13 protein-coding genes and 5 tRNA genes are annotated in these 20,034 nt (G+C 57.7%); 4 read left to right on the top strand and 14 right to left on the bottom strand.

Annotation, left to right across the window (positions count from 1 at the left end):
• Positions 1-114: 114 nt before the first annotated feature.
• The 10 genes from lon to cysS form a co-directional block, all read right to left on the bottom strand.
• On the bottom strand, positions 115-2,505 hold the full coding sequence (gene lon / locus BF99_RS0103780; RefSeq protein ID WP_025769817.1) for an endopeptidase La: 2,391 nt from the start codon (positions 2,503-2,505) through the stop codon (positions 115-117).
• 497 nt (positions 2,506-3,002) lie between these two features.
• Positions 3,003-4,328 (bottom strand): ATP-dependent Clp protease ATP-binding subunit ClpX, encoded by a 1,326-nt coding sequence (gene clpX / locus BF99_RS0103765; RefSeq protein WP_025769815.1) that lies wholly within the window; start codon positions 4,326-4,328, stop codon positions 3,003-3,005.
• A gap of 60 nt (positions 4,329-4,388) precedes the next feature.
• Entirely contained in the window at positions 4,389-5,039 is a 651-nt protein-coding gene (gene clpP, locus BF99_RS0103760; RefSeq protein ID WP_025769814.1) for an ATP-dependent Clp endopeptidase proteolytic subunit ClpP, read from the bottom strand.
• Positions 5,036-6,433 carry a trigger factor gene (tig, locus tag BF99_RS0103755; protein ID WP_156013148.1) on the bottom strand — a complete coding sequence of 466 codons (1,398 nt, stop codon included), beginning with the start codon at positions 6,431-6,433 and terminating at the stop codon, positions 5,036-5,038. The genes clpP and tig overlap by 4 nt, the downstream gene beginning before the upstream one ends.
• 96 nt (positions 6,434-6,529) lie before the next feature.
• Positions 6,530-6,616 (bottom strand) — tRNA-Leu (locus tag BF99_RS0103750).
• Between the two features lie 132 nt (positions 6,617-6,748).
• Positions 6,749-6,824, bottom strand: a tRNA-Lys gene (locus BF99_RS0103745).
• A gap of 76 nt (positions 6,825-6,900) precedes the next feature.
• A tRNA-His gene (locus tag BF99_RS0103740) sits at positions 6,901-6,976 on the bottom strand.
• Positions 6,977-7,218: 242 nt separating this feature from the next.
• Positions 7,219-7,295 (bottom strand) — tRNA-Arg (locus BF99_RS0103730).
• A gap of 172 nt (positions 7,296-7,467) precedes the next feature.
• Positions 7,468-7,544: transfer RNA gene (locus tag BF99_RS0103725), tRNA-Pro, on the bottom strand.
• 231 nt (positions 7,545-7,775) lie between these two features.
• On the bottom strand, positions 7,776-9,233 hold the full coding sequence (gene cysS / locus BF99_RS0103715) for a cysteine--tRNA ligase (RefSeq protein WP_025769812.1): 1,458 nt from the start codon (positions 9,231-9,233) through the stop codon (positions 7,776-7,778).
• A 236-nt stretch (positions 9,234-9,469) separates the two neighbouring features.
• Here cysS and BF99_RS0103705 point away from each other — a divergent pair, with 236 nt between their 5' ends.
• The gene (locus BF99_RS0103705) at positions 9,470-10,198 is read left to right on the top strand and encodes a UDP-2,3-diacylglucosamine diphosphatase (protein ID WP_025769811.1); all 729 of its coding nucleotides are present in this window, start codon (positions 9,470-9,472) and stop codon (positions 10,196-10,198) included.
• Positions 10,199-10,364: 166 nt separating this feature from the next.
• Here BF99_RS0103705 and BF99_RS0103695 read toward each other — a convergent pair whose 3' ends face one another.
• Positions 10,365-12,065 (bottom strand): AMP-binding protein, encoded by a 1,701-nt coding sequence (locus tag BF99_RS0103695; protein ID WP_231471298.1) that lies wholly within the window; start codon positions 12,063-12,065, stop codon positions 10,365-10,367.
• A 90-nt stretch (positions 12,066-12,155) separates the two neighbouring features.
• Entirely contained in the window at positions 12,156-13,061 is a 906-nt protein-coding gene (gene yghX, locus BF99_RS0103690) for a YghX family hydrolase (RefSeq protein ID WP_025769809.1), read from the bottom strand.
• 200 nt (positions 13,062-13,261) lie between these two features.
• Here yghX and ppk1 point away from each other — a divergent pair, with 200 nt between their 5' ends.
• Entirely contained in the window at positions 13,262-15,355 is a 2,094-nt protein-coding gene (gene ppk1 / locus BF99_RS0103685) for a polyphosphate kinase 1 (protein ID WP_025769808.1), read from the top strand.
• Positions 15,356-15,401: 46 nt separating this feature from the next.
• Here ppk1 and phoR read toward each other — a convergent pair whose 3' ends face one another.
• A complete protein-coding gene (gene phoR / locus BF99_RS0103680; protein ID WP_025769807.1) occupies positions 15,402-16,796 on the bottom strand; it encodes a phosphate regulon sensor histidine kinase PhoR in 1,395 nt (464 codons plus the stop codon).
• A 193-nt stretch (positions 16,797-16,989) separates the two neighbouring features.
• On the opposite strand from phoR, the gene hspQ reads away from it, so the two are divergent.
• Positions 16,990-17,322 carry a heat shock protein HspQ gene (gene hspQ / locus BF99_RS0103670; RefSeq protein WP_025769806.1) on the top strand — a complete coding sequence of 111 codons (333 nt, stop codon included), beginning with the start codon at positions 16,990-16,992 and terminating at the stop codon, positions 17,320-17,322.
• Positions 17,282-18,280 (top strand): branched-chain-amino-acid transaminase, encoded by a 999-nt coding sequence (gene ilvE / locus BF99_RS0103665; protein ID WP_197019030.1) that lies wholly within the window; start codon positions 17,282-17,284, stop codon positions 18,278-18,280. Before hspQ ends, ilvE begins: the two co-directional genes overlap by 41 nt.
• Positions 18,281-18,441: 161 nt before the next feature.
• Here ilvE and ald read toward each other — a convergent pair whose 3' ends face one another.
• Positions 18,442-19,560: an alanine dehydrogenase gene (gene ald / locus BF99_RS0103660; RefSeq protein WP_025769804.1), complete on the bottom strand. Its 1,119-nt coding sequence runs from the start codon at positions 19,558-19,560 to the stop codon at positions 18,442-18,444.
• Between the last annotated feature and the right edge of the window lie 474 nt (positions 19,561-20,034).

Genomic DNA, 20,034 nt, shown 5'->3' with positions numbered 1-20,034 from the left:
TTCGGATTCGCTGCGAAAGATACCGTTTTCGAATCGTCAATCCCATCCAAGGCTTAATATTAGACGATCTCGGGCCGGTTGCGCAAGGGGATCGATGAATTTTTTTCGCTTTTTCTAATGGGCGGTCAAGCCTCGCTCGATACCCGCCTCTTTTCCTTCGGTGGAATCCGGAACGGGACCGGCGATGATATCGGCATCGGCCGACGGTTGGCTGACCAATGCGAGTTCGAGAACCTGATCGATCCACTTCACCGGACGAATATCGAGGTGATCCTTGATATTGTCGGGGATTTCCGGCAGTTCGCGCACATTCTCCTCGGGGATCAACACCATCTTGATCCCGCCCCGCAAGGCGGCGAGCAGTTTTTCTTTCAAACCACCGATGGGCAGCACTTCCCCGCGCAAGGTGATCTCTCCGGTCATCGCCACATCGGATCGCACGGCGATTCCGGTGAGCGCGGAAACCAACGCGGTGCACATGCCGATGCCCGCACTCGGGCCATCCTTCGGAGTCGCCCCTTCGGGCACGTGGATATGCACATCTTGGCGCTGATAGAATTTCGGGGCAATGCCAAGAACATTCGCACGGGAGCGAACGACGGTCATCGCCGCTTGGATGGATTCTTGCATCACCTCGCCGAGCTGACCGGTATAAAGCGCCTGCCCCCGACCGCGGATCACCGCCGCTTCGATGGTCAACAAATCACCCCCGACCTCGGTCCAAGCAAGACCGGTCACCTGACCGACTCGATTCTCCTCTTCCTTGTGCCCGAAGCGATATTTGCGCACCCCGAGATATTCCTCGAGATTCGAAGGCTCGACGAGGATTTTCCCTTTCTTTTCCTCCCCCGAAACCTTCTTTCTGACCACCTTGCGGCAGATACGGGCGATTTCACGGTCGATGCCCCGCACCCCGGCCTCGCGGGTATAGTGGCGCACGATATCGCGAATCGCATCGGAGGTGAGATCGAGCTCGTTGTCTTCGAGTCCCGCATCCTCTTTCTGCCTCGGCAGAAGATAGCGCTCGGCGATGTTGAGTTTCTCGTCCTCGGTATAGCCCGAAAGACGGATCACCTCCATGCGATCCAATAGCGGCGGGGCGATATCCAAGGTATTGGCCGTCGCCACGAACATCACTTCGGAGAGATCGTAATCGACGTCCAGATAATGGTCGTTGAAGGCATGATTCTGCTCGGGATCGAGCACTTCGAGCAGCGCCGACGATGGATCGCCTCGAAAATCCATCGAGATCTTATCCACCTCGTCCAGAAGGAAAAGAGGATTGCGCACCCCGACCTTGGCGAGGTTCTGCACGATTTTTCCGGGAAGAGCCCCGACATAGGTCCGCCGATGCCCGCGAATCTCGGCCTCGTCGCGCACTCCTCCGAGCGACATGCGGGTGAATTTCCGGCTCGTCGCCCGAGCGATCGATTTGCCCAAAGAGGTCTTTCCGACCCCCGGCGGGCCCACCAGACACAAGATCGGACCCTTGATTTTCTTGACTCGGCTTTGAACCGCAAGATACTCCAAGATACGCTCCTTGACCTTCTCGAGCCCGTAATGATCCGCCTCCAAGACATCCTCCGCCTTGTTGATATCGTGCCCGATGCGGGTGCGCTTTTTCCAAGGAACACCGATCAACCAATCGATATAGCTGCGCACGACATTGGCCTCGGAGGACATCGGCGACATCATCTTGAGCTTGTCGAGTTCGCCCTTGGCCTTCTCGCGAACGTCTTTCGGCATCCCCGATGATTTGATTTTCTTTGCCAGATCCTCGTTCTCGTTGACGCTTTCCTCATCGCCCAGCTCTTTTTGGATCGCCTTCATCTGCTCGTTGAGGTAATACTCGCGCTGGCTTTTCTCCATCTGCTGCTTGATGCGCCCGCGAATCCGCTTTTCGACCTGCAAGAGCTCGATTTCCTCGTTGATACGGGCGATCAGATAACCGAGCCTTTCATGCGCCGAGGGGATCTCGAGAACCGCCTGCTTGTGTTCGGTGCGGATATTGATATGGGTGGCGGTATTGTCGATGAGCTTTTCGATATCGTCATAACTCGACAGGGTGGCCACGATCTCCGAGGGCATTTTTTTATTGAGCTGAGCGTATTGCTCGACGTGGGTCAACAACGAGCGCGCCAGAACCTCGATCTCCTGTGGATCCTCGGTCGGCAATTCAAGGGCCGAAACTTGGGCCGAGAGGAAATCACCGCTATCGTCGTAGGTCTCGACCCGGGCCCGGTATTGGCCTTGCACCATGATCTTGACCGTGCTATCGGACATCTTGAGCATGTGCAAAATGGTGGCCACCGTGCCGACATCGTGCACATGCCCGGCATCGGGATCCTCGTTGGCCCCGTCCTTTTGCGCCACGAGAAAGACCTGTCGGGAATCCTCCTGCATCACCCGATTCAGAGCCTTGATGGAACGCGGCCTCCCGACGAAAAGAGGAGTGACCGAATTCGGAAAGATGACGACATCCCGCAAGGGAAGCACGGGGATCATATTCGATACCTCATCGCTGTCTTGATCGAAAGAGAGTGTTTCAAGATCGCCATCTCAAACGATGGCGTCATGACGTGTTCATCGCCTGCGTGTTCGTTTCGAAAAACCTTCGCCCGTCGATTGCCATCATACTCGCTACCTTCGAACCATCTCGCCGATGCTCTTTGATCCTCTTTTGAAATCCCGCCGGATCGGATCGATGCACATTCTTGCAAAAAATCAGATGATGCCGCATCGAGGGCATTTCAACCCCTTATCCCCGGGACTCGATCCGCCTTGCATAAGAAGAGGGACCGCCGGGGCTTCGCCTCGATGATTTTCGGCCCGGACTTCGCCCACATCGGCTCGACACCGGCCCCAAGTCCCTTGCCCTTCATCGAGGCTTCGCTGCATCCGAGGGCGATACCTTTGCGAATGCGAAAAAAGCCAAAAAAAGCGAGGACTCGGCTTGGATATTGCGACCTCGATCATTCGAAATCGATTCGATAAGGGATTTTTCAATCGGAGGCGGCTCGTTGCGCAGTATGCGATTCGTTCGTTATTTGTAGCCGAGCGCCGGCGGAGTAGCTGCCCTCGTAGATCAGCAGCGGATCGGATTTTCCCTTGACCGTGGACTCCTCCACCACGACCTTGGCCACTTCGCTCATCGAGGGCAACCCGTACATCGTATTGAGGAGAAGACCCTCCATGATCGAGCGCAGGCCTCGAGCGCCGGTCTTGCGATCCACCGCCTTGCGGGCGATCGCGCGCAACGCCTCCTCCCGGAACTCGATATCGACGCCCTCCATCCGGAAGATTTTTCGATATTGATTGACCAGAGAATTCTTTGGCTCGGTGAGGATCGATACCAACTGCTCCTCGTCGAGTTCTTCGAGCGCGGTGAACACCGGCAACCGGCCGACGAATTCGGGGATCAATCCATAACGCACCAAATCATCGGGCTCGACCTCGGAGAGGATCTCGCTGATCCGCTTCGAGTCGCCCTCGCCTTTGACATCCGCGCCGAAACCGATCCCGCCTCGTTGCGAAGTGCGCCGCTCGATGATTTTATCGAGACCGTCGAAAGCCCCGCCGCATATAAACAGGATATTGGATGTATCGACCTGAAGGCATTCCTGCTGCGGATGTTTGCGCCCGCCTTGGGGAGGAACGGATGCCACCGTACCCTCGACCAACTTGAGCAATGCCTGCTGCACTCCCTCGCCGGAGACATCCCGGGTGATGGAAGGATTATCCGATTTGCGCGCGACCTTGTCGATTTCGTCGATATAGACGATTCCGGTTTGCGCCTTTTTGATATCGTGATCGCATTTTTGAAGAAGTTTCTGGATGATATTTTCGACATCCTCGCCCACATAACCGGCTTCGGTCAGGGTCGTGGCATCGGCGATGGCGAACGGAACGTCAAGGAGCCGAGCCAGCGTTTCGGCCAAAAGGGTCTTGCCGCAACCGGTGGGGCCGATCAGCAATACATTGCTCTTGGAAAGATCGACCTCGCTTTTTTCCTCGGTTGTCTCCAAAGCCAGCCTTTTATAGTGGTTATAGACCGCAACCGAGAGCACTTTCTTGGCATGCGATTGTCCGATGACATATTCATCCAATATCCGATTGATTTCCTTGGGCACCGGGGGCTTGACTTCTTTTTGTTCGGGCGAGCTCTTGGCTTCCTCCAAAATGATATCGTTGCAGCGAGAGACGCATACATCGCAGATCAGCGCTTGAGGGCCGGCGATCAGCTTGCGCACCTTATCTTGAGTCTCGTTGCAAAAGGAGCAACGAAGCACTCTCTCACCGCTTCCCCTACCCTTTTTCTCGTTCGCCATCGAATCACCTCGATCATTGACGATTTCGCGAAAATCTCGAAGTCGCGCCCGAAAGCCCTCTTAGCCCTCTTGCCCCGAGCCCGTAGGGAGCTCGCGCCGCTCGAGGACCTCGTCGATCAGCCCGTATTCCTTGGCCTCGGTCGCGTGCATGAAACGATCCCGATCCGTATCCTCTCGAATGCGTTCGATCGATTGACCGGTATGGATCGAAAGGATATTGTCGAGGCGCTCTCGAGTGCGCAAGATCTCGCGCGCATGAATATCGATATCCGATGCCTGACCTTGGAATCCGCCCAAGGGCTGATGGATCATCATGCATGAATGCGGCAGGCAATAGCGCTTGCCCGGTGCACCCCCGGCCAACAGCAGCGAACCCATGCTCGCAGCCTGACCGATGCACATGGTGCTGACGGCGGGCTTGATGAATTGCATGGTATCGTAGATCGCAAGACCGGCGGTGACATGTCCTCCCGGCGAATTGATATAGAGGTGGATATCCTTGTCGGGGTTTTCCGACTCCAAAAAAAGCAACTGGGCCACGATTACGTTCGAAACGAGATCGTCGATTCCGCCGCATAGAAAAACCACGCGCTCTTTGAGCAGGCGAGAGTAGATATCGAATGCCCTCTCCCCTCGAGCGGTATGCTCGATCACCATGGGCACCAGATTGAGGGCGTGCATCGGCGTCGATTCGTCTTTCATGGTTTTCATGCCGGTGGGGTATCTCCTGTCGCTTTCGAATCCCGCTCGTCATCTTCTTCGGGCGAGTTCGGCTCGGGTTTCATGATCCGATCGAAGGAGAGCTCTTGGGTATCGATTTCGGCGCGCTCGACGATCCAATCGACAATTTGCCGCTCCAAGACCTCGTTTTCAACCCCGGCAAGGAGATTGTCGTCGGCGTAGTATCGGTTGATGACCGCTTGGGGGTCTTGGTAGGTGGCGGCGATATCCTTCACCCGATCTCGTACCCTCGAACCATCCGCCTCGATGTTGTTTTCGCGAGCGATCTCGGAGAAGATCAATCCGGTGGCGATGCGGCGCTCCGTCTCGGGGACCAATTCATCGGAATCGGGCAAGATAGTATCCAAACGATCGGCGGGAATTCCAGCTCGCTCCAAATACTGGCGACGGTGCTTCATCTCTTCCTCGACTCTTTCTTGCACCATCGACTGCGGAAGTTCGATATCGTTGGCGTTTAAAAGGGCGTCCACGGTGCGACGCTTGACCAAGGAGGCGATACGGTTTCCCAGCTCGTGCTCCATATTTCGGCGCACATCCGCTCGCAAAGTATCCATTCCTCCCTCGGCGACGCCGAAGCTCTCGGCGAATTGCTCATCCAAGGCGGGGAGTTCTCCCTCTTCCACCCGATGCACTTTCAACTCGATTCGCACCGTCTTCCCGGTCAACTGCGGAGGTTCGGAGGGAAGATAGACCATATCGAAGGATCGCTCGTCCCCCGCTTCGGCCCCGATCAGATTGTCCTTGAATTCGGAGATCGTCTCTTCATCGTCCAGATCGATCACGTCCTCGGTTTCCTCGGTCCGATCGTTCCCCACGTCTTCGAATAACATTTGCCTGCTTACCGTCACTCGATCGCTCATCGTCGCCGGTCGCTGAACCTCCTTCCAGACTCGACGCTGCTTTTGCATCGCCTCGACCACTCGATCGATATCCGCCTCCCCGACCGATGCCACCGGACGGGCGATGCGCAAGTCCTCGAAAGGCACCAAACGAATCTCGGGCAGAACCTCGAAGGTAGCGACATAGTTGAGTCCGGAAGCGGAAGAATCATCGGGCTCGATATGCGGGACGGCGGCGGGACGCAAATTCTCTTGTTCGAGGGCGGCAATGAAGGTCTGTTGCAGGAGTTCGCCGATCACCTCGTTGCGTATCCTGCCCCCGAAATGGCGAGCCATGACCTTCGCAGGCACCTTCCCCGGTCGAAAACCGGGTAGGCGAACCTTCTCCTTCGCCAACTCCCCCAGCCTTTGCGCGACCTGGCTCGATATACGCTCCTCGGGAACCTGCACCCGCATCCGGCGCCCCAAGCCTTCGGTCGTTTCCACTGTCACTTGCATCCGAGTCAATGCCTCGTCGTCTATCAAGGTTCGCTTATCGGTGAATCCGAATCCCTTTGGAAGGAAAAGCGATGGGGAAGAAAGTCAGATGATCGGAATGTCGATCATCTTAAAGAAGGATGTTGGTGCGAAAGGAGAGACTCGAACTCTCAAGGGGATAACCCCACTGGCACCTAAAGCCAGCGCGTCTACCAGTTTCGCCACTTTCGCATCGTGTCATCGATAAAGGATCGATCTATTTGCAAGGCAAGGGATTCGCACTTCGTCCTCGATCTTCGGCGATCGCAAATCTGCGAGGGACGATCACCACGCCATCATCGATATCCGTCGTATCGATGACGGTGGTGGGCCGTCCAGGGCTCGAACCTGGGACCCGCTGATTAAGAGTCAGCTGCTCTGCCAACTGAGCTAACGGCCCTTCTTTTGCCAATCGTTTTTTACCCAAGCGCCGCCTAACGAGAGCAACGAACGAAGCGGCTTTCGAAGCCGCGCAATGGGGTGAGCGAAGGGATTCGAACCCTCGACCACTGGAGCCACAATCCAGGGCTCTACCAGCTGAGCTACGCCCACCATTGAAACCGTCTTGAATTCCATGCCCGACTTCTCGATTCGAAGCCTCAAGACCTGCCAAGATCATTTCGGGCTCGACGAGGAAACACTCTTCTCTTCACTCATCCCTTCGCCGACGATCTTCGCATCCAAGCGCCGCATCCATCCACGCACATTCATGTCTCGGATTATCCGATAAAAAAGCCTTCGCAAAGCGATGATCGGGCGAATCGCAAAAGGCCCCCACGATCGTGCGCCATCGATGGCACGCCCGGCAGGATTCGAACCTGCGACCCGCGGCTTAGAAGGCCGCTGCTCTATCCATCTGAGCTACGGGCGCATGATATCTCCTGCATTGCATCCCTTGGGCCGTCCGGCGACAAGGCCTTTCGATGAGCGGATGTCGACTGCGATCAGTGCAGCCGGCATTCGAGCGAAATCGAGCCGAAGGGCGCGGATCTCTCGATCGAGAGCGACGATCCCGCATCACCTCATCGAAACGACAAAGCGATTGGTCGGGGCAGAGGGATTCGAACCCCCGACCCCCTGCTCCCAAAGCAGGTGCGCTACCAGGCTGCGCCATGCCCCGCCGCTCAAGACCCTGTAAATGGTACTCGCCGGACATCGATGGGTCAAATGGATTCGATGGACAATGCATCGAAACAGCACCGAAGAAGCATCGAAAGGATATCCGAAGAGCGTTCGAAAGGGCATTCGAAAAAGGGATTTTTGTCCTTTCATCATTGCCGGTCATCATTGCCGGTCATCATTGCCGGTCGAGGCTGATTTCAAAAAAGCGACCTTCTCAATCGACATCTCCTCAATCGACACCTTGGCGCGCACGACGCCATGTCGTCTTTTGCGCGCCGTCCTCGATCGAAAAACCGGCGGACTCTATCCGCTCCCGCAAGCGATCCGCCTCGGCGAAATCCTTGCGCGCCCGGGCGGCGGCTCTTTGATCGATCAACTCCGCGATCTCGGCCTCGTCGATATCGGGGCAATCCCCCCGCAACCAGGATTCGGGGTCGGCGCCGAGCAAGCCCAAGGTTTCGGCCAGCCCGCGCAGGGTGCGTCCATACGCTCGGGCGACCGAGGGCTGCGCCTCCTTGAGTCGATTGATTTCGCGAGCGAGTTCGAATAGCACGGAAAGCGCTTGGGGGGTGTTGAAATCGTCGTCCATCGCCTCGTGAAAACGCTCCTTCCAAGATGCGATATCCGCATCCGGGGCCTTTCGGGGCATCGATGCATCATCGATGTCTTTTCGATTCTCGACGTCTCGATCTTCGATATCTCGATCCTCGATCCCGCGCAAGGCGGTATAGAGCCTGGTGAGTGCCGCCGTCGCCCGATCCAGCTGCTCGGTGGAGTAGTTGAGCGGGCTTCGATAATGGCTCAAGAGCATCAGGCAACGCACCGCCTCGGCGGGATAGCGCTCCAAGACGCTTCGAGTGGTGAAAAAATTACCCAAGGATTTCGACATCTTTTCATCGTCGATACGCACGAAACCGTTGTGCATCCACACATTGACGAACTTGCAACCGGTCGCCCCTTCGCTTTGGGCGATTTCGTTCTCATGGTGCGGGAATTGCAAATCCATCCCCCCGCCATGAATATCGAAATGCTCACCCAAACAAGCGGTGGACATCGCCGAGCATTCGATATGCCAGCCGGGACGCCCCGATCCCCAAGGGGAATCCCAGCTCGGCTCCCCGGGCTTGGCCGATTTCCAAAGAACGAAATCGAGGGGATCGTCCTTGGCCTCGTCGACCTCGACCCGCGCCCCGCTGCGCATATCCTCCAAGCGACGATGCGAGAGGTTGCCGTAATCGGGAAAGGCGCTGACGTCGTAATAGACATCCCCGTTACTTCCTTGATAGGCAATCCCCTTCTCGACGAGCCGCTCGACCATCTCGATGATCCGATCGATATACTGTGTCGCCTTGGGCTCGATATCCGGGGGCAGCGTCCCCAAGGCTCGGCAATCCTCGTGCATGAATTCGGTGAAGCGTCGGGTCAGCTCCCGAAAATCCTCCCCGTTTTCGTTGGCGCGAGCGATGATCTTGTCATCGATATCCGTAATATTGCGCACATAGGTGACCCGATAGCCCAGACTTCGCAAATAGCGAACGACCACGTCGAAGGCCACGAGCACCCGGGCATGACCCAAGTGGCAATAGTCGTAAACGGTCATGCCGCAGACGTAGATCCGGATATGGCCGGGTTCGATGGGGCGCAGCGCTTCTTGCTTTCGGGTCAGGGTGTTGTAGATTCGCAGCATCTCGAGTTCGTTTTCCGTGTCGTTCGAAAGGAAACATCAAGGGGTCTCGATACGATATCGCAATGAGACGAAGATGGAACGAAAAAGTCTTTCGATCCTCCTCGTCTTATCGACTCGGGGCGAGACCTTCCGAGTGTCGATGGCGATCGTTCCATGCCGATCGAAGCCGCTAACGATACGCTCGGCGGCGTTATCCGCTCTTTCCTTCACTTGTCGAGTCTTCGAGTTCCTTCACGATGAATCTTTTTATCAGCGATGTCCACCTCGCCGCCGAGCGGCCGGAAGCGACCGCCGCCTTTCTCGCCTTCTTGGAAGGACCGGCACGAAAAGCGGAGTCTTTGTGGATTTTGGGCGATCTTTTCGATCAATGGCTCGGCGATGACGATGATCGGCCGCCCCATCTTGATATCGAGGCGGGCTTGGCCGCGCTCGTTCGCGCCGGGATCGGGGTCAATGCGATGCACGGCAATCACGATTTTCTGCTCGGATCCGATTTCGCCGAGCGCACCGGTTGTCGCCTCCTCACCGAGCCCTTCATCGCCGATATCGCCGCCGAGCCGGTGGTTCTCCTCCATGGCGATTCGCTATGCACCCGGGATATCGAATACCAAGCCTTCCGGCGCTATACCCGCGATGTCGACAATCAACGCAGATTCCTCTCGCTACCGATGGAAACGCGCATACGAGAAGCCCAAGGCCTGCGCAGCGCATCGACATCCCGCTCTCGACTGAAACCGGAGGATATCATGGATGTCACCCCCGAAGAGGTGGTGCGCACCCTTGCGCAGCACGAATCGACGCTGATGATCCACGGTCATACCCATCGTCCGGCGATCCATGACTTGAACACCCCTTCGGGACCGGCAAAGCGGATCGTATTGGGGGATTGGTACGAACAAGGCACGGTGCTGATTCAAGACGATGATGGATACCGCCTTGCGCCCCCGAACGAATCGGATGGGTGATCTTCGATAATCATGGCATTCCCGGTCCGAAAGACTCGATCCGCAAAGACTCGAGTCATGGAAGCCTGAAAAAGATCGATTGAAGACCGTTCGAAGGTCGGCAATCCTTGGGTCTTCGGCGGCCTTGCCGCTCGCCGCTTGCTCGCTTTTCGGATCGACCCGTCTTTCAGGTCGATGGCCGCAAATCCCGCCGCAGTATCTTGCCGACATGGCTCTTGGGCAGACTATCGACGAATTCGATATGGCGAGGGCATTTATAGCCGACGGCGCGCTCTCGGCAATAAGCGCGCAACGCCTCTTCCGTCAGCCCCGGGGAGCGCTTGACCACGATCGCTTTCACCGACTCCTCGCCCTGCTCGTCCTTGACCCCGATCACCCCCGCTTCGAGCACCTCGGGGTGGCTTGCGATCAGATCCTCGACCTCGTTCGGATAGACATTGAAACCGGAGACGATGATCATGTCTTTCTTGCGATCGACGATATAGATGAAGCCCTTGTCATCGATCGTGGCGATATCTCCGGTGCGCAACCAGCCGGATTCGTCGATGACCCGCTCGCTCTCCTCGGGGCGTTGCCAATAACCTTGCATCACTTGCGGCCCGTGCACGCATAACTCGCCGGGTTCGCCCGAAGCCGGGGCCATGCCCTTATCGTCGATCACCTTGCACTCGGTCCCCGGCAAGGGCACGCCCGCCGAACCGGTGAAGGCCTCGCTGTCGGCAGGCATGATGCATACCGCCGGGGAGGCCTCCGTCAGCCCGTAGCCCTCGAGAAGAACGACGCCGGTCGATTCCTTCCAGCGCCTCGCCACACCCTCTTGTACCGCCATGCCGCCGCCGACCACCAAACGCAGGTCGGAAAAGTCGATCTGGGAAAATCCGGGGGTGTTCATCAACCCGTTGAAAAGGGTGTTGACACCGGTCATCGCGCTGAATCGCCGACGAGACAGGGTTTTGACGAAAGCGGCGAGATCGCGTGGATTCGGGATCAGCAGATTCAGGGCTCCGAAACGAAAAAAAGCGAGACCGTTCGCGGTCAAGGCGAAGATATGACAAAGCGGCAGCGCGGTGATGATCACCTCCTCGCCCATGCGCACGAAGGGGGCGAAATAAACCTCCACCTGCGAAACATTGGCGATCATATTGCGGTGGGTCAAGATGGCTCCCTTGGCCCCGCCCGTGGTCCCTCCGGTGTACTGAAGGAAGGCGATATCGTCGCCTGCGATGGAAGGCGGGGTGAACGCCCCGGCCCGGCGACCGGCAGCGAGAGCCCGGTGCCAACCCACCGATCCGGGAATCGAAAAAGGCGGCACCAATCGCTTGATATGGCGCAAGGCGAGGTTGACGAACCATGACTTCGGGGCGCCTAACATATCCCCGAACCCCGTCACCAATACATGCTCGACCGCACTACCCTCGATACAGTCCGCTACGGTATGCGCGAAGTTCTCCATCACCACCACCACCTTCGCCCCGGAGTCGATCAGTTGATGGCGTAATTCGCGCGCGGTATAAAGAGGGTTGGTATTGACCACGACGAGTCCGGCGCGCAAAGCGCCGAAAAGAGCCACCGGGTATTGAAGGATATTGGGCAGCATCAAAGCGATACGATCTCCGGCTTCGATATTGGGCAACCGGCTCGCCCAGGAAGCAAAGTCCATCGACAGGCGATCGATCTCGGCGAAGGAAATACGCCGGCCCATGCACTCGAACGCCGGACGATCCGCATAATGCGAAAAACTATCCTCGATCATCGAAACCAAAGAAGGCCAAGCATCCGGATCGATATCCAAGGGAACGCCGGGGGGATAGACGTCATGCCAAGGCCGATCGGCCATCGCAGATTGGGTATGGGCTTTTTCGCTCACGGAAAAGGGCTCCTTGCGCATCGGGGCGATGGCCGACAGGCGATGCCGCAAAACCGGCTCATCTCGATACCTGCCGCATCGTCCAGCGCACTACATCAGATGTTCGTTGAAAAACCCGATGGTGCGTTCCCAAGCGAGATCCGCTGCGGCCTCGTCATAGCGGGGTGTGGAATCGTTATGAAAGCCATGGTTCACACCGGGGTAGATATGCGCGGTGTAGGCCTTGCCATGCTCTTTCAATGCCGCTTCATAAGCGGGCCAACCCTGGTTGATTCGCTGGTCGAGTTCCGCATAATGCAAAAGCAAAGGCGCTTGGATGCGCACGACATCCTCGGCACTCGCTTGGCGTCCGTAAAAAGGCACCGATGCGGATAGTTCGGGATAAGCCACCGCCATCGCATTGCAGACCCCGCCGCCATAGCAAAAGCCGACACAGCCGACCTTGCCCGTGGTATCCGAGTGCTTGCCAAGGAATTCATAGGCCGCGAAGAAATCGTTCATCAACTTCTCGCGATCGACCGTGCGTTGCAGCTCGCGCCCGTCGGCATCATTGCCCGGATACCCTCCCACGCTGGTCAGCCCATCCGGAGCGAGAGCGATGAATCCGGCTTTGGCGACTCGGCGCGCCACATCCTCGATATAGGGATTCAGGCCGCGATTCTCATGCACCACCACCACTGCAGGCCGGGGATCGGTGACATTCGCCGGCGCCACCCGATAGCCGCGCACCTCACCGTGACCTGCGGGGGAGGGATAGGTAATGTACCGGGCGGTGATGTCGGGATCGTTGAAGCCGACCTGCTCGGCCAAGGCATAATCCGGAGAGAGCATGCTCAAAAGCGTCACCGCGCTCACCCCGCCCAAGGCGAATTTGCCCGCTCGATCGAGGAACTCGCGCTTGGTGATCTTGCCGTGGGCGTAAAAATCATAGAGATCCAGCAACTCCTGATCGAAATCCGCCGCGGTCATCCGGCGCTCGGCTGCAGGGTTTTTCATCTCTAACCTCCTTGTTCGGTTCATCCTCGATATCTCGGAGCAAAAAATCCCCTTTGACGGGATTGAACTATAAGGGCAGTATAAAGGCCGAATAAAAGCCGATCCCGAAGTCCTTCGAAATGCACGCAAGGCATCGATCGGTCTATTCTTTTCACTCGATGGTCAAGGCTTTGCATCATCGATGCCCAAGGATGGCTTTCATGGAACCGCCTTCGCTCGACAATCCGGATTTCTATATCAACCGCGAGCTCGGAAAACTGGCCTTCGATCGCCGGGTCTTCGAGCAAGCCTGCGATTTGAACACCCCCTTGTTGGAACGGCTGGAATTCCTGTGCATTTCCTGTTCCAACCTCGATGAATTCTTCGAAGTTCGGGTCGCAGGATTGATCCATCAAATCCGCTACGGCGCCGCCCGCAACACCCCGGACGGATTGTCCCCGACCGAGACCCTCGCTCGAATCGGCGTCGAGGCCCACGCTCTGGTCGCCGATCAATACCGGCTTTTGAACGAAGACATCCTTCCGGCTTTGGAGCGAGAGGGAATCCGCTTCGTGCGACGCATGGAGTGGAGCGAAGCGCAAACCGCTTGGATCAAGAAGTATTTCGACGATCGGATCCTGCCCATCGTCAGCCCGATCCGACTCGATCCCGCTCACCCCTTCCCCTCGATCCTCAATAAAAGCCTCAATTTCATCGTCTCCCTCAAAGGGGAGGATGCCTTCGGCCAAGCCGGGGAAATGGCCGTGGTGCAGGCCCCGCGCCTGCTGCCGAGGCTGATCAAACTCAGCGACGCCACACATCATGGCGAAGAGGGATCGAAGCGCCACGATTTCGCCTTCCTGTCCTCCGTCATCCATGCCCATGTTTCGGATCTCTTCCCCGGCATGGAGATCATCGGCTGCTATCAATTTCGAGTGACCCGCAACAGCGATCTTTTCGTGGATACCGAAGAGGTGGACGATCTGATGCGGGCACTGGTCGGCGAACTCCCTTCGAGACGCTACGGCGAGGAGGTTCGGCTGGAAGTGGCCGATAACTGCCCCGACGATCTCGTCGAGTTTCTGATGCGCCAATTCGGCTTGGCGAAGGAGATGGTGTTCCGCGTCAACGGCCCGGTCAATCTGCATCGGCTGCGCGCGCTGCCCAATCTGGTGGAAAGGAGGGATTTAAAATACCCGCCCTTCACCCCCGGGCTCCCGGCGCGCATCGGCCAAGGCCGAAACACCCGTCTGTTCGATATCATCGCGGCCGGGGATATCCTGCTGCACCACCCCTTTCAGTCCTTCGCCCCGGTGATCGATCTCGTCCGGCAAGCCGCCGCCGACCCCGACGTTCTCGCAATCAAACAGACCCTTTACCGCGTCGGCGCGAAATCGGCGCTGGTCGATGCCCTCGTGGCCGCCGCGCGCGCGGGCAAGGAAGTGACCATCTGCATCGAGCTGCGCGCTCGCTTCGACGAGGAAGCGAATATCTCCCTCGCCGAGAAGCTCAAAGAGGCCGGAGCGCATGTCGTCTACGGGGTGGTGGGCTATAAAACCCACGCCAAGATGCTGTTGATCGTCCGCCGGGAGGGGGATCGGATGCGGCGCTATGTCCATCTCGGCACCGGCAACTACCACGCGGTTACCGCTCGCAGCTATACCGATATCGGCCTTTTGACCGCGGACCCCGAAATCGGCAAGGATGTGCACGAGATCTTCATGCAGCTGACCGGATTGGGCCAAGCCTCGCACCTGACAAGACTCCTCCAATCCCCCTTCACCTTGCACGATGGATTGCTGGAATTCATCCGGCGCGAGGCCGATATCGCGCGCTCGGGAGTGCCCGGTCGCATCATCGCCAAGATGAACGCACTGACCGAGCCGAGGATCATCCGCGCCCTTTATCGCGCCTCGCAAGCGGGGGCGAGGATATCTCTGATCGTGCGCGGGGTCTGCGGATTACGCCCCGGGATCCCGGGCATCTCCGACAATATCGAGGTGCGTTCCGTCGTCGGCCGATTCTTGGAACATAGTCGAGTGTTTTTCTTCGAAAACGACGGCGATCACCGACTTTTCGCCGCCAGCGCGGACTGGATGAACCGCAATCTCATCCAACGGGTCGAAACTTGCTTTCCGATCCTCGACGAATCCTTGCGCCGCCAAGTCTTCGACGACGAACTCGCCATCTACTTGAAAGACAATATCCAATCTTGGATCCTCGAAGCGGATGGCTCTTGGAAACGCCAATCCCCCGCTCCGGGGGAGCCGATCGTTTCGGCGCAGCAGGAAATCTTGAAAAGGCTCGGTATCTAGGACCTCCTACGAGGATCGATCTCCTTCCCGTCTTCCCATCGAAGGGTCAAAGGGGCGAGCCCGGGCATCGATGAGCCGGATCGGGCTTGGGGAGCTCATCCTCGCTCCCTTCGAACAAGGGGGTATCGCCCGGTAAATCCTCATCACCCGACACCACTCTGGTCTTGGGAAAAACGCAGGAAAAACGGCTACCGACCCCCGGCTCGCTTTCGATGATCAGATGAGCGTCATGCCGCGTCAACACATGGCGGACGATCGCAAGGCCGAGCCCGGTGCCCCCGGTGCCCGAAGAACGCGCCTTGTCGATGCGATAGAAGCGCTCGGTCAGGCGATCCAGATGATGGGATTCGATTCCCTCTCCGGTATCGGAAATGCGCAAAGCGGCCTGCCCGAGGGGATCTGCGTTCCACGAAATGCGAATCGTTCCCAACGCCGGGGTATGGCGAACGGCATTGAATGCGATATTCGAAATCGCACTGTAAATCTCACCCGGATTTCCTTTCAACGACAAACCCTCCTCCACCTCGCATTCAAGCGTATGCCCCTGGCCGCCCAATGCCCGCACATCGCGCACCACCATCTCGATCGTCGCTGCGACATCGACCTCGTCATATTCCGCCGAGCCGGAAACCGTTTCCAAACGCGACAGGCTCAGCAAGTCTTCGACGATCGATCGCATTCGTATCGCCTGCAGGTGCATTCGCTCCATCGGCTTTTGCAGATCGGGGGGTAAATTCTCGTCCCCCTCGAAAGCCTCCAAATAGCCGAGAATGACGGTCAGCGGACTGCGAAGCTCATGCGAGACATTGGCCACGAAGTCCTTTCGTATCGCCTCCAAGCGATGGATATGGCTGATATCGCGTACCAGCATCAACTGCTGACCGAGGCCATAAGGGACGATCCGCACCGATAGCCGCAGCGCATCGTCGAGCGGGGATTCGATCTCCAAAGGCTCGTCGAATTCCCGGGCTTCGAGGTAATCGGTCAGACTCGGGTGGCGCAACAGATGCAGGATCGGCTGACCCGTATCTCGTGGATGGGCCAAGCCGAGCAAGCGATCCGCCGCCTGATTCATCCAGTGAATGATGCCCCCTCGATCGAGGATCACCACCGCATCGGGCATGACCTCCGAAGCCTGCTCGAAACGGCTGACGAACTTTCGCAAACGCTTTTTCCGCTTGCGGTTGACTTGGCGGACTTGCCCCAAGCGTTCGAAGATGCGATCCCAGATCCGACGATCGCGCCGAATCGAACTCCCCTCTTGCGTGCGTAGCAGACGATCCAAACGGTGGACATAAAGAATCTGTCTTAAAAAAGCGACCGATGTGCCGGAGAAGATCAGCCACGGCAGGGTCCCGAAAACGAGATCGAGGACGAGCAGCAACAGCCCGCCGATCAGCAAGGGACGCCATTCTTCGAAGGAGTGTCTGGATGGGAGCATCGGTCTATGATGAATCGAGGGCCTCGAAGCGAATATCCGCCGGATCGTGCCGGTGCTTTGATTATGCCGAATCGAAAGGAATTCCGTTTATCATGGGGGAATGGCTGTGATCATCATCGATCTCGGTCATCGAAGCTCGTTCGATCGGTCGAGCGTTCTTGAAATTCCGCCATTCGCCACCACATCCAAGGCCATGTCCGAGAAGATCGCGAAATTTCGAGTTGGACAAATCGTCCGCCACCGGGTTCATCCCTTTAGAGGGGTGATCTTCGACGTCGACCCCGTATTCAACAACACCGAGGAGTGGTGGCGGTCGATCCCGGAAAATATCCGCCCCGACAAGAATCAGCCTTTCTATCACCTGCTGGCCGAGAACGAAACGACCACTTATGTGGCCTATGTCTCGGAGCAAAATCTACTGGTGGACAACTCCGGCGAGCCCGTCGGACACCCCTATATCCAGCATTTCTTCGAAGAAGAACCGCATGACGGGCGTTATATCCTTCATCAACACCACCTTCACTGAGCAAATCGGATTCCACCCCATGCCTTCACCATCATCGTCTTTGGATTCATCCCCTCCCGCTCGCTTCATCTATCTCGACGATCGCATTCTTCCATGGGAAGACGCTCGGGTGCACGTGGCGAGCGTGGGCTTCAAATTCGGCGCCGGTGTCTTCGAGGGGGTGCGGGGCTACTGGAATCCGGACAAAAAAGGGCTGTTTCTCCTACAACTCGAAGAGCACCTCGAAAGACTGGAGTTCTCGCAAAGATTCATGCGTTTCGACGAGATTCTGCCCGCCCCCTTCGTTGCGGAAAAAGTCCTTGAACTGCTAAGGGCGAACGCCTTCGAAGAGAACATACATATCATGATCACCGTCTTCGTCAAGGGCTATGGATCTCCGGCCACCACCGGTCCCATCGGTCTTTCGATCGTCGCCTCCCCGAGGAAAGACATTCCCTGGACGAAAACCGGCTGCACCGCGCATATCAGCTCTTGGCAAAGAGTCCCCGACAGCGCGATGCCGATGCGGGTGAAGTGCAATGCCAACTACCAAAACGGACGCTTGGCAACGATGCAAGCGCAGGCCGATGGCTACGATACCGCCATTTTGCTCAACGCTCGCGGCAAGGTCGCCGAAGGGCCGGGGATGTGCATGTTCATGGTGCGAAACGGCAAGGCGATCACGCCGCCGATCACCAGCGATATCCTCGAAAGCATTACCCGAAGCACGGTGATCCGGCTATGCGAGGGGTTGGGGATCGAAGTGGTGGAGCGGGAGATCGATCGCAGCGAACTCGTCGCCGCCGACGAGGCCTTTTTTTGCGGCACGGCATGGGAAATCACCCCGCTCATCAGCGTGGATCGGCTAGCGATCGGGAGCGGAGAGGTCGGGCCCGTTGTGCGTCGATTACAAGAGCGATTCTTCTCGATCACCGGCGCCCGCAGCGAAGATGCCATGGAGTGGTTGACCGGCGTGTAGGTCATATCGTTCGGATCGCATCGGATTCGTACCGAATCGACCCGTCCGCTCGAATTCCTTCCCCCGACTCCCTTGCGATCCGAGATCGGACCGCAAGGGAATCCAAGGGCCAATATCCATCCGCAACCGCGATCGACGGCTATGGATGATCGCCGAAGCGATCAGGCCGCAAGGGCCTCGAGTGCGGGTTTGAAGGGATAGTCGAAGGCCTTGGCCACCTCAAGGCATGTGATCTCCCCGGCGTGGACATTGAGCCCCTCGCGCAAATGGGGATCTTCTTGCAGGGCCTTGCGATAGCCCTTGTCGGCAAGGGTCAGCACATGCGGCAAGGTGACATTGTTGAGGGCGAAGGTGGATGTACGCGGTACCGCTCCGGGCATATTCGCAACGCAATAATGCACCACATCGTCGACGATGTAGGTGGGATCGCTGTGGGTGGTCGGACGGGAGGTCTCGAAGCATCCCCCCTGATCGATAGCGACATCCACCACCACCGATCCCGGCTTCATCTCGCGAATCATCTGCGCGCTGACCAGCTTCGGTGCCGCCGCCCCCGGAACCAAGACCCCGCCGATCACCACATCCGCCTCGAGCACCGAACGCTCGATCGAACTGCGCGTGGAGTAGGCGGTGAGCAGAGAATGGCCGAATTGCCGCCAAAGGGATCTGAGCGCATCCGGCGAACGATCGATCACGGTGGTATCGGCCCCCATCCCCACCGCGACATCCGCCGCATGGGTCCCGACCATCCCCCCGCCGATCACCACGACCTTCGCCGGCGACACCCCGGGCACCCCGCCCATCAACACGCCCTTGCCGCCGTGCACCCTCTCCAGACAATGAGCCGCCGCCTGAATCGAAAGCCGACCGGCGACCTCCGACATCGGAGCCAGCAAAGGCAACCCACCGGCAGGCGATGTGACCGTCTCGTAAGCGATGCAAACCGCCTTGCTACGCATGAGGTCATCGGTTTGAGGGCGGTCGGGAGCGAGATGCAAATAGGTGAAGAGGATCTGCTCCTCGCGCAGCATCGCCCTTTCGCCCGCCTGCGGCTCCTTGACCTTGACGATCATTTCCGCTTGGGAAAAGACTTCGCTCGCATCGAGGGCTATTTGGGCCCCTGCGGCCTCGTACTCCTCATCCGCAGATCCGATTCCGCTACCGGCACCGGTCTCCACCAGCACCCGGTGGCCGTGCACCGTCAGCTCCTGCACGCTTTGAGGAGTCAGACCCACACGATATTCGTGATTCTTGATTTCCTTCGGCACCCCGATAAGCATCGCAACGACCCCCTTTTTAGGAGAATGATCGAACAGACAAATCAACAAGAAGCATCGATCCCTTCGATCGAATCTTAAAAAACACTTGACCTCGAATCATGTCGGACTCTCGGTCGATCCCCCGTCTTCGAAAAAAACACGAGATTCTTGCATGAATTGGACACCGAATCGCCTATGCCGTGCACATTTTTTTCGATCCGAATCGCTTTGGAATCGAAACCATCCGATCCGCACCGTTCTTCCCTCGAATCCCTTGCATCCAACGCCCCTTGAAAAGGGCCTTCGAATCCGATCCTCGGATCAGCGTATTATCGGGCGCAAGGCTCGGGTTCGATCGAGAAAATACTCTCGATGACTCCTTGGGCGATCGAGATCGGCGATCGAGATAACCGATGGAGTGATTCGCAAAATGATCCCTTGGCATTGACTACAATGCAACCGGGGATGATCGAGAGATCGTACCTTCGCTCGCCC

Origin of the sequence: Thioalkalivibrio sp. HK1 (genome assembly GCA_000583135.1) — a bacterium.
Classification (GTDB): Bacteria; Pseudomonadota; Gammaproteobacteria; order HK1; family HK1; genus HK1.
The sequence above is the reverse complement of the archived record's forward strand: the minus strand, read 5'-3'. Positions and strand labels throughout refer to the sequence as shown.

Coding starts and splice junctions, on each gene's coding strand:
- lon (WP_025769817.1), bottom strand. CDS start 2,505: ATGATCCCCGTGCTTCCCTTGCGGGATGTCGTCATCTTTCCGAATTCG.
- clpX (WP_025769815.1), bottom strand. CDS start 4,328: ATGGCGAACGAGAAAAAGGGTAGGGGAAGCGGTGAGAGAGTGCTTCGT.
- clpP (WP_025769814.1), bottom strand. CDS start 5,039: ATGAAAACCATGAAAGACGAATCGACGCCGATGCACGCCCTCAATCTG.
- cysS (WP_025769812.1), bottom strand. CDS start 9,233: ATGCTGCGAATCTACAACACCCTGACCCGAAAGCAAGAAGCGCTGCGC.
- BF99_RS0103705 (WP_025769811.1), top strand. CDS start 9,470: ATGAATCTTTTTATCAGCGATGTCCACCTCGCCGCCGAGCGGCCGGAA.
- yghX (WP_025769809.1), bottom strand. CDS start 13,061: ATGAAAAACCCTGCAGCCGAGCGCCGGATGACCGCGGCGGATTTCGAT.
- ppk1 (WP_025769808.1), top strand. CDS start 13,262: ATGGAACCGCCTTCGCTCGACAATCCGGATTTCTATATCAACCGCGAG.
- phoR (WP_025769807.1), bottom strand. CDS start 16,796: ATGCTCCCATCCAGACACTCCTTCGAAGAATGGCGTCCCTTGCTGATC.
- hspQ (WP_025769806.1), top strand. CDS start 16,990: ATGTCCGAGAAGATCGCGAAATTTCGAGTTGGACAAATCGTCCGCCAC.
- ilvE (WP_197019030.1), top strand. CDS start 17,282: ATGACGGGCGTTATATCCTTCATCAACACCACCTTCACTGAGCAAATC.
- ald (WP_025769804.1), bottom strand. CDS start 19,560: ATGCTTATCGGGGTGCCGAAGGAAATCAAGAATCACGAATATCGTGTG.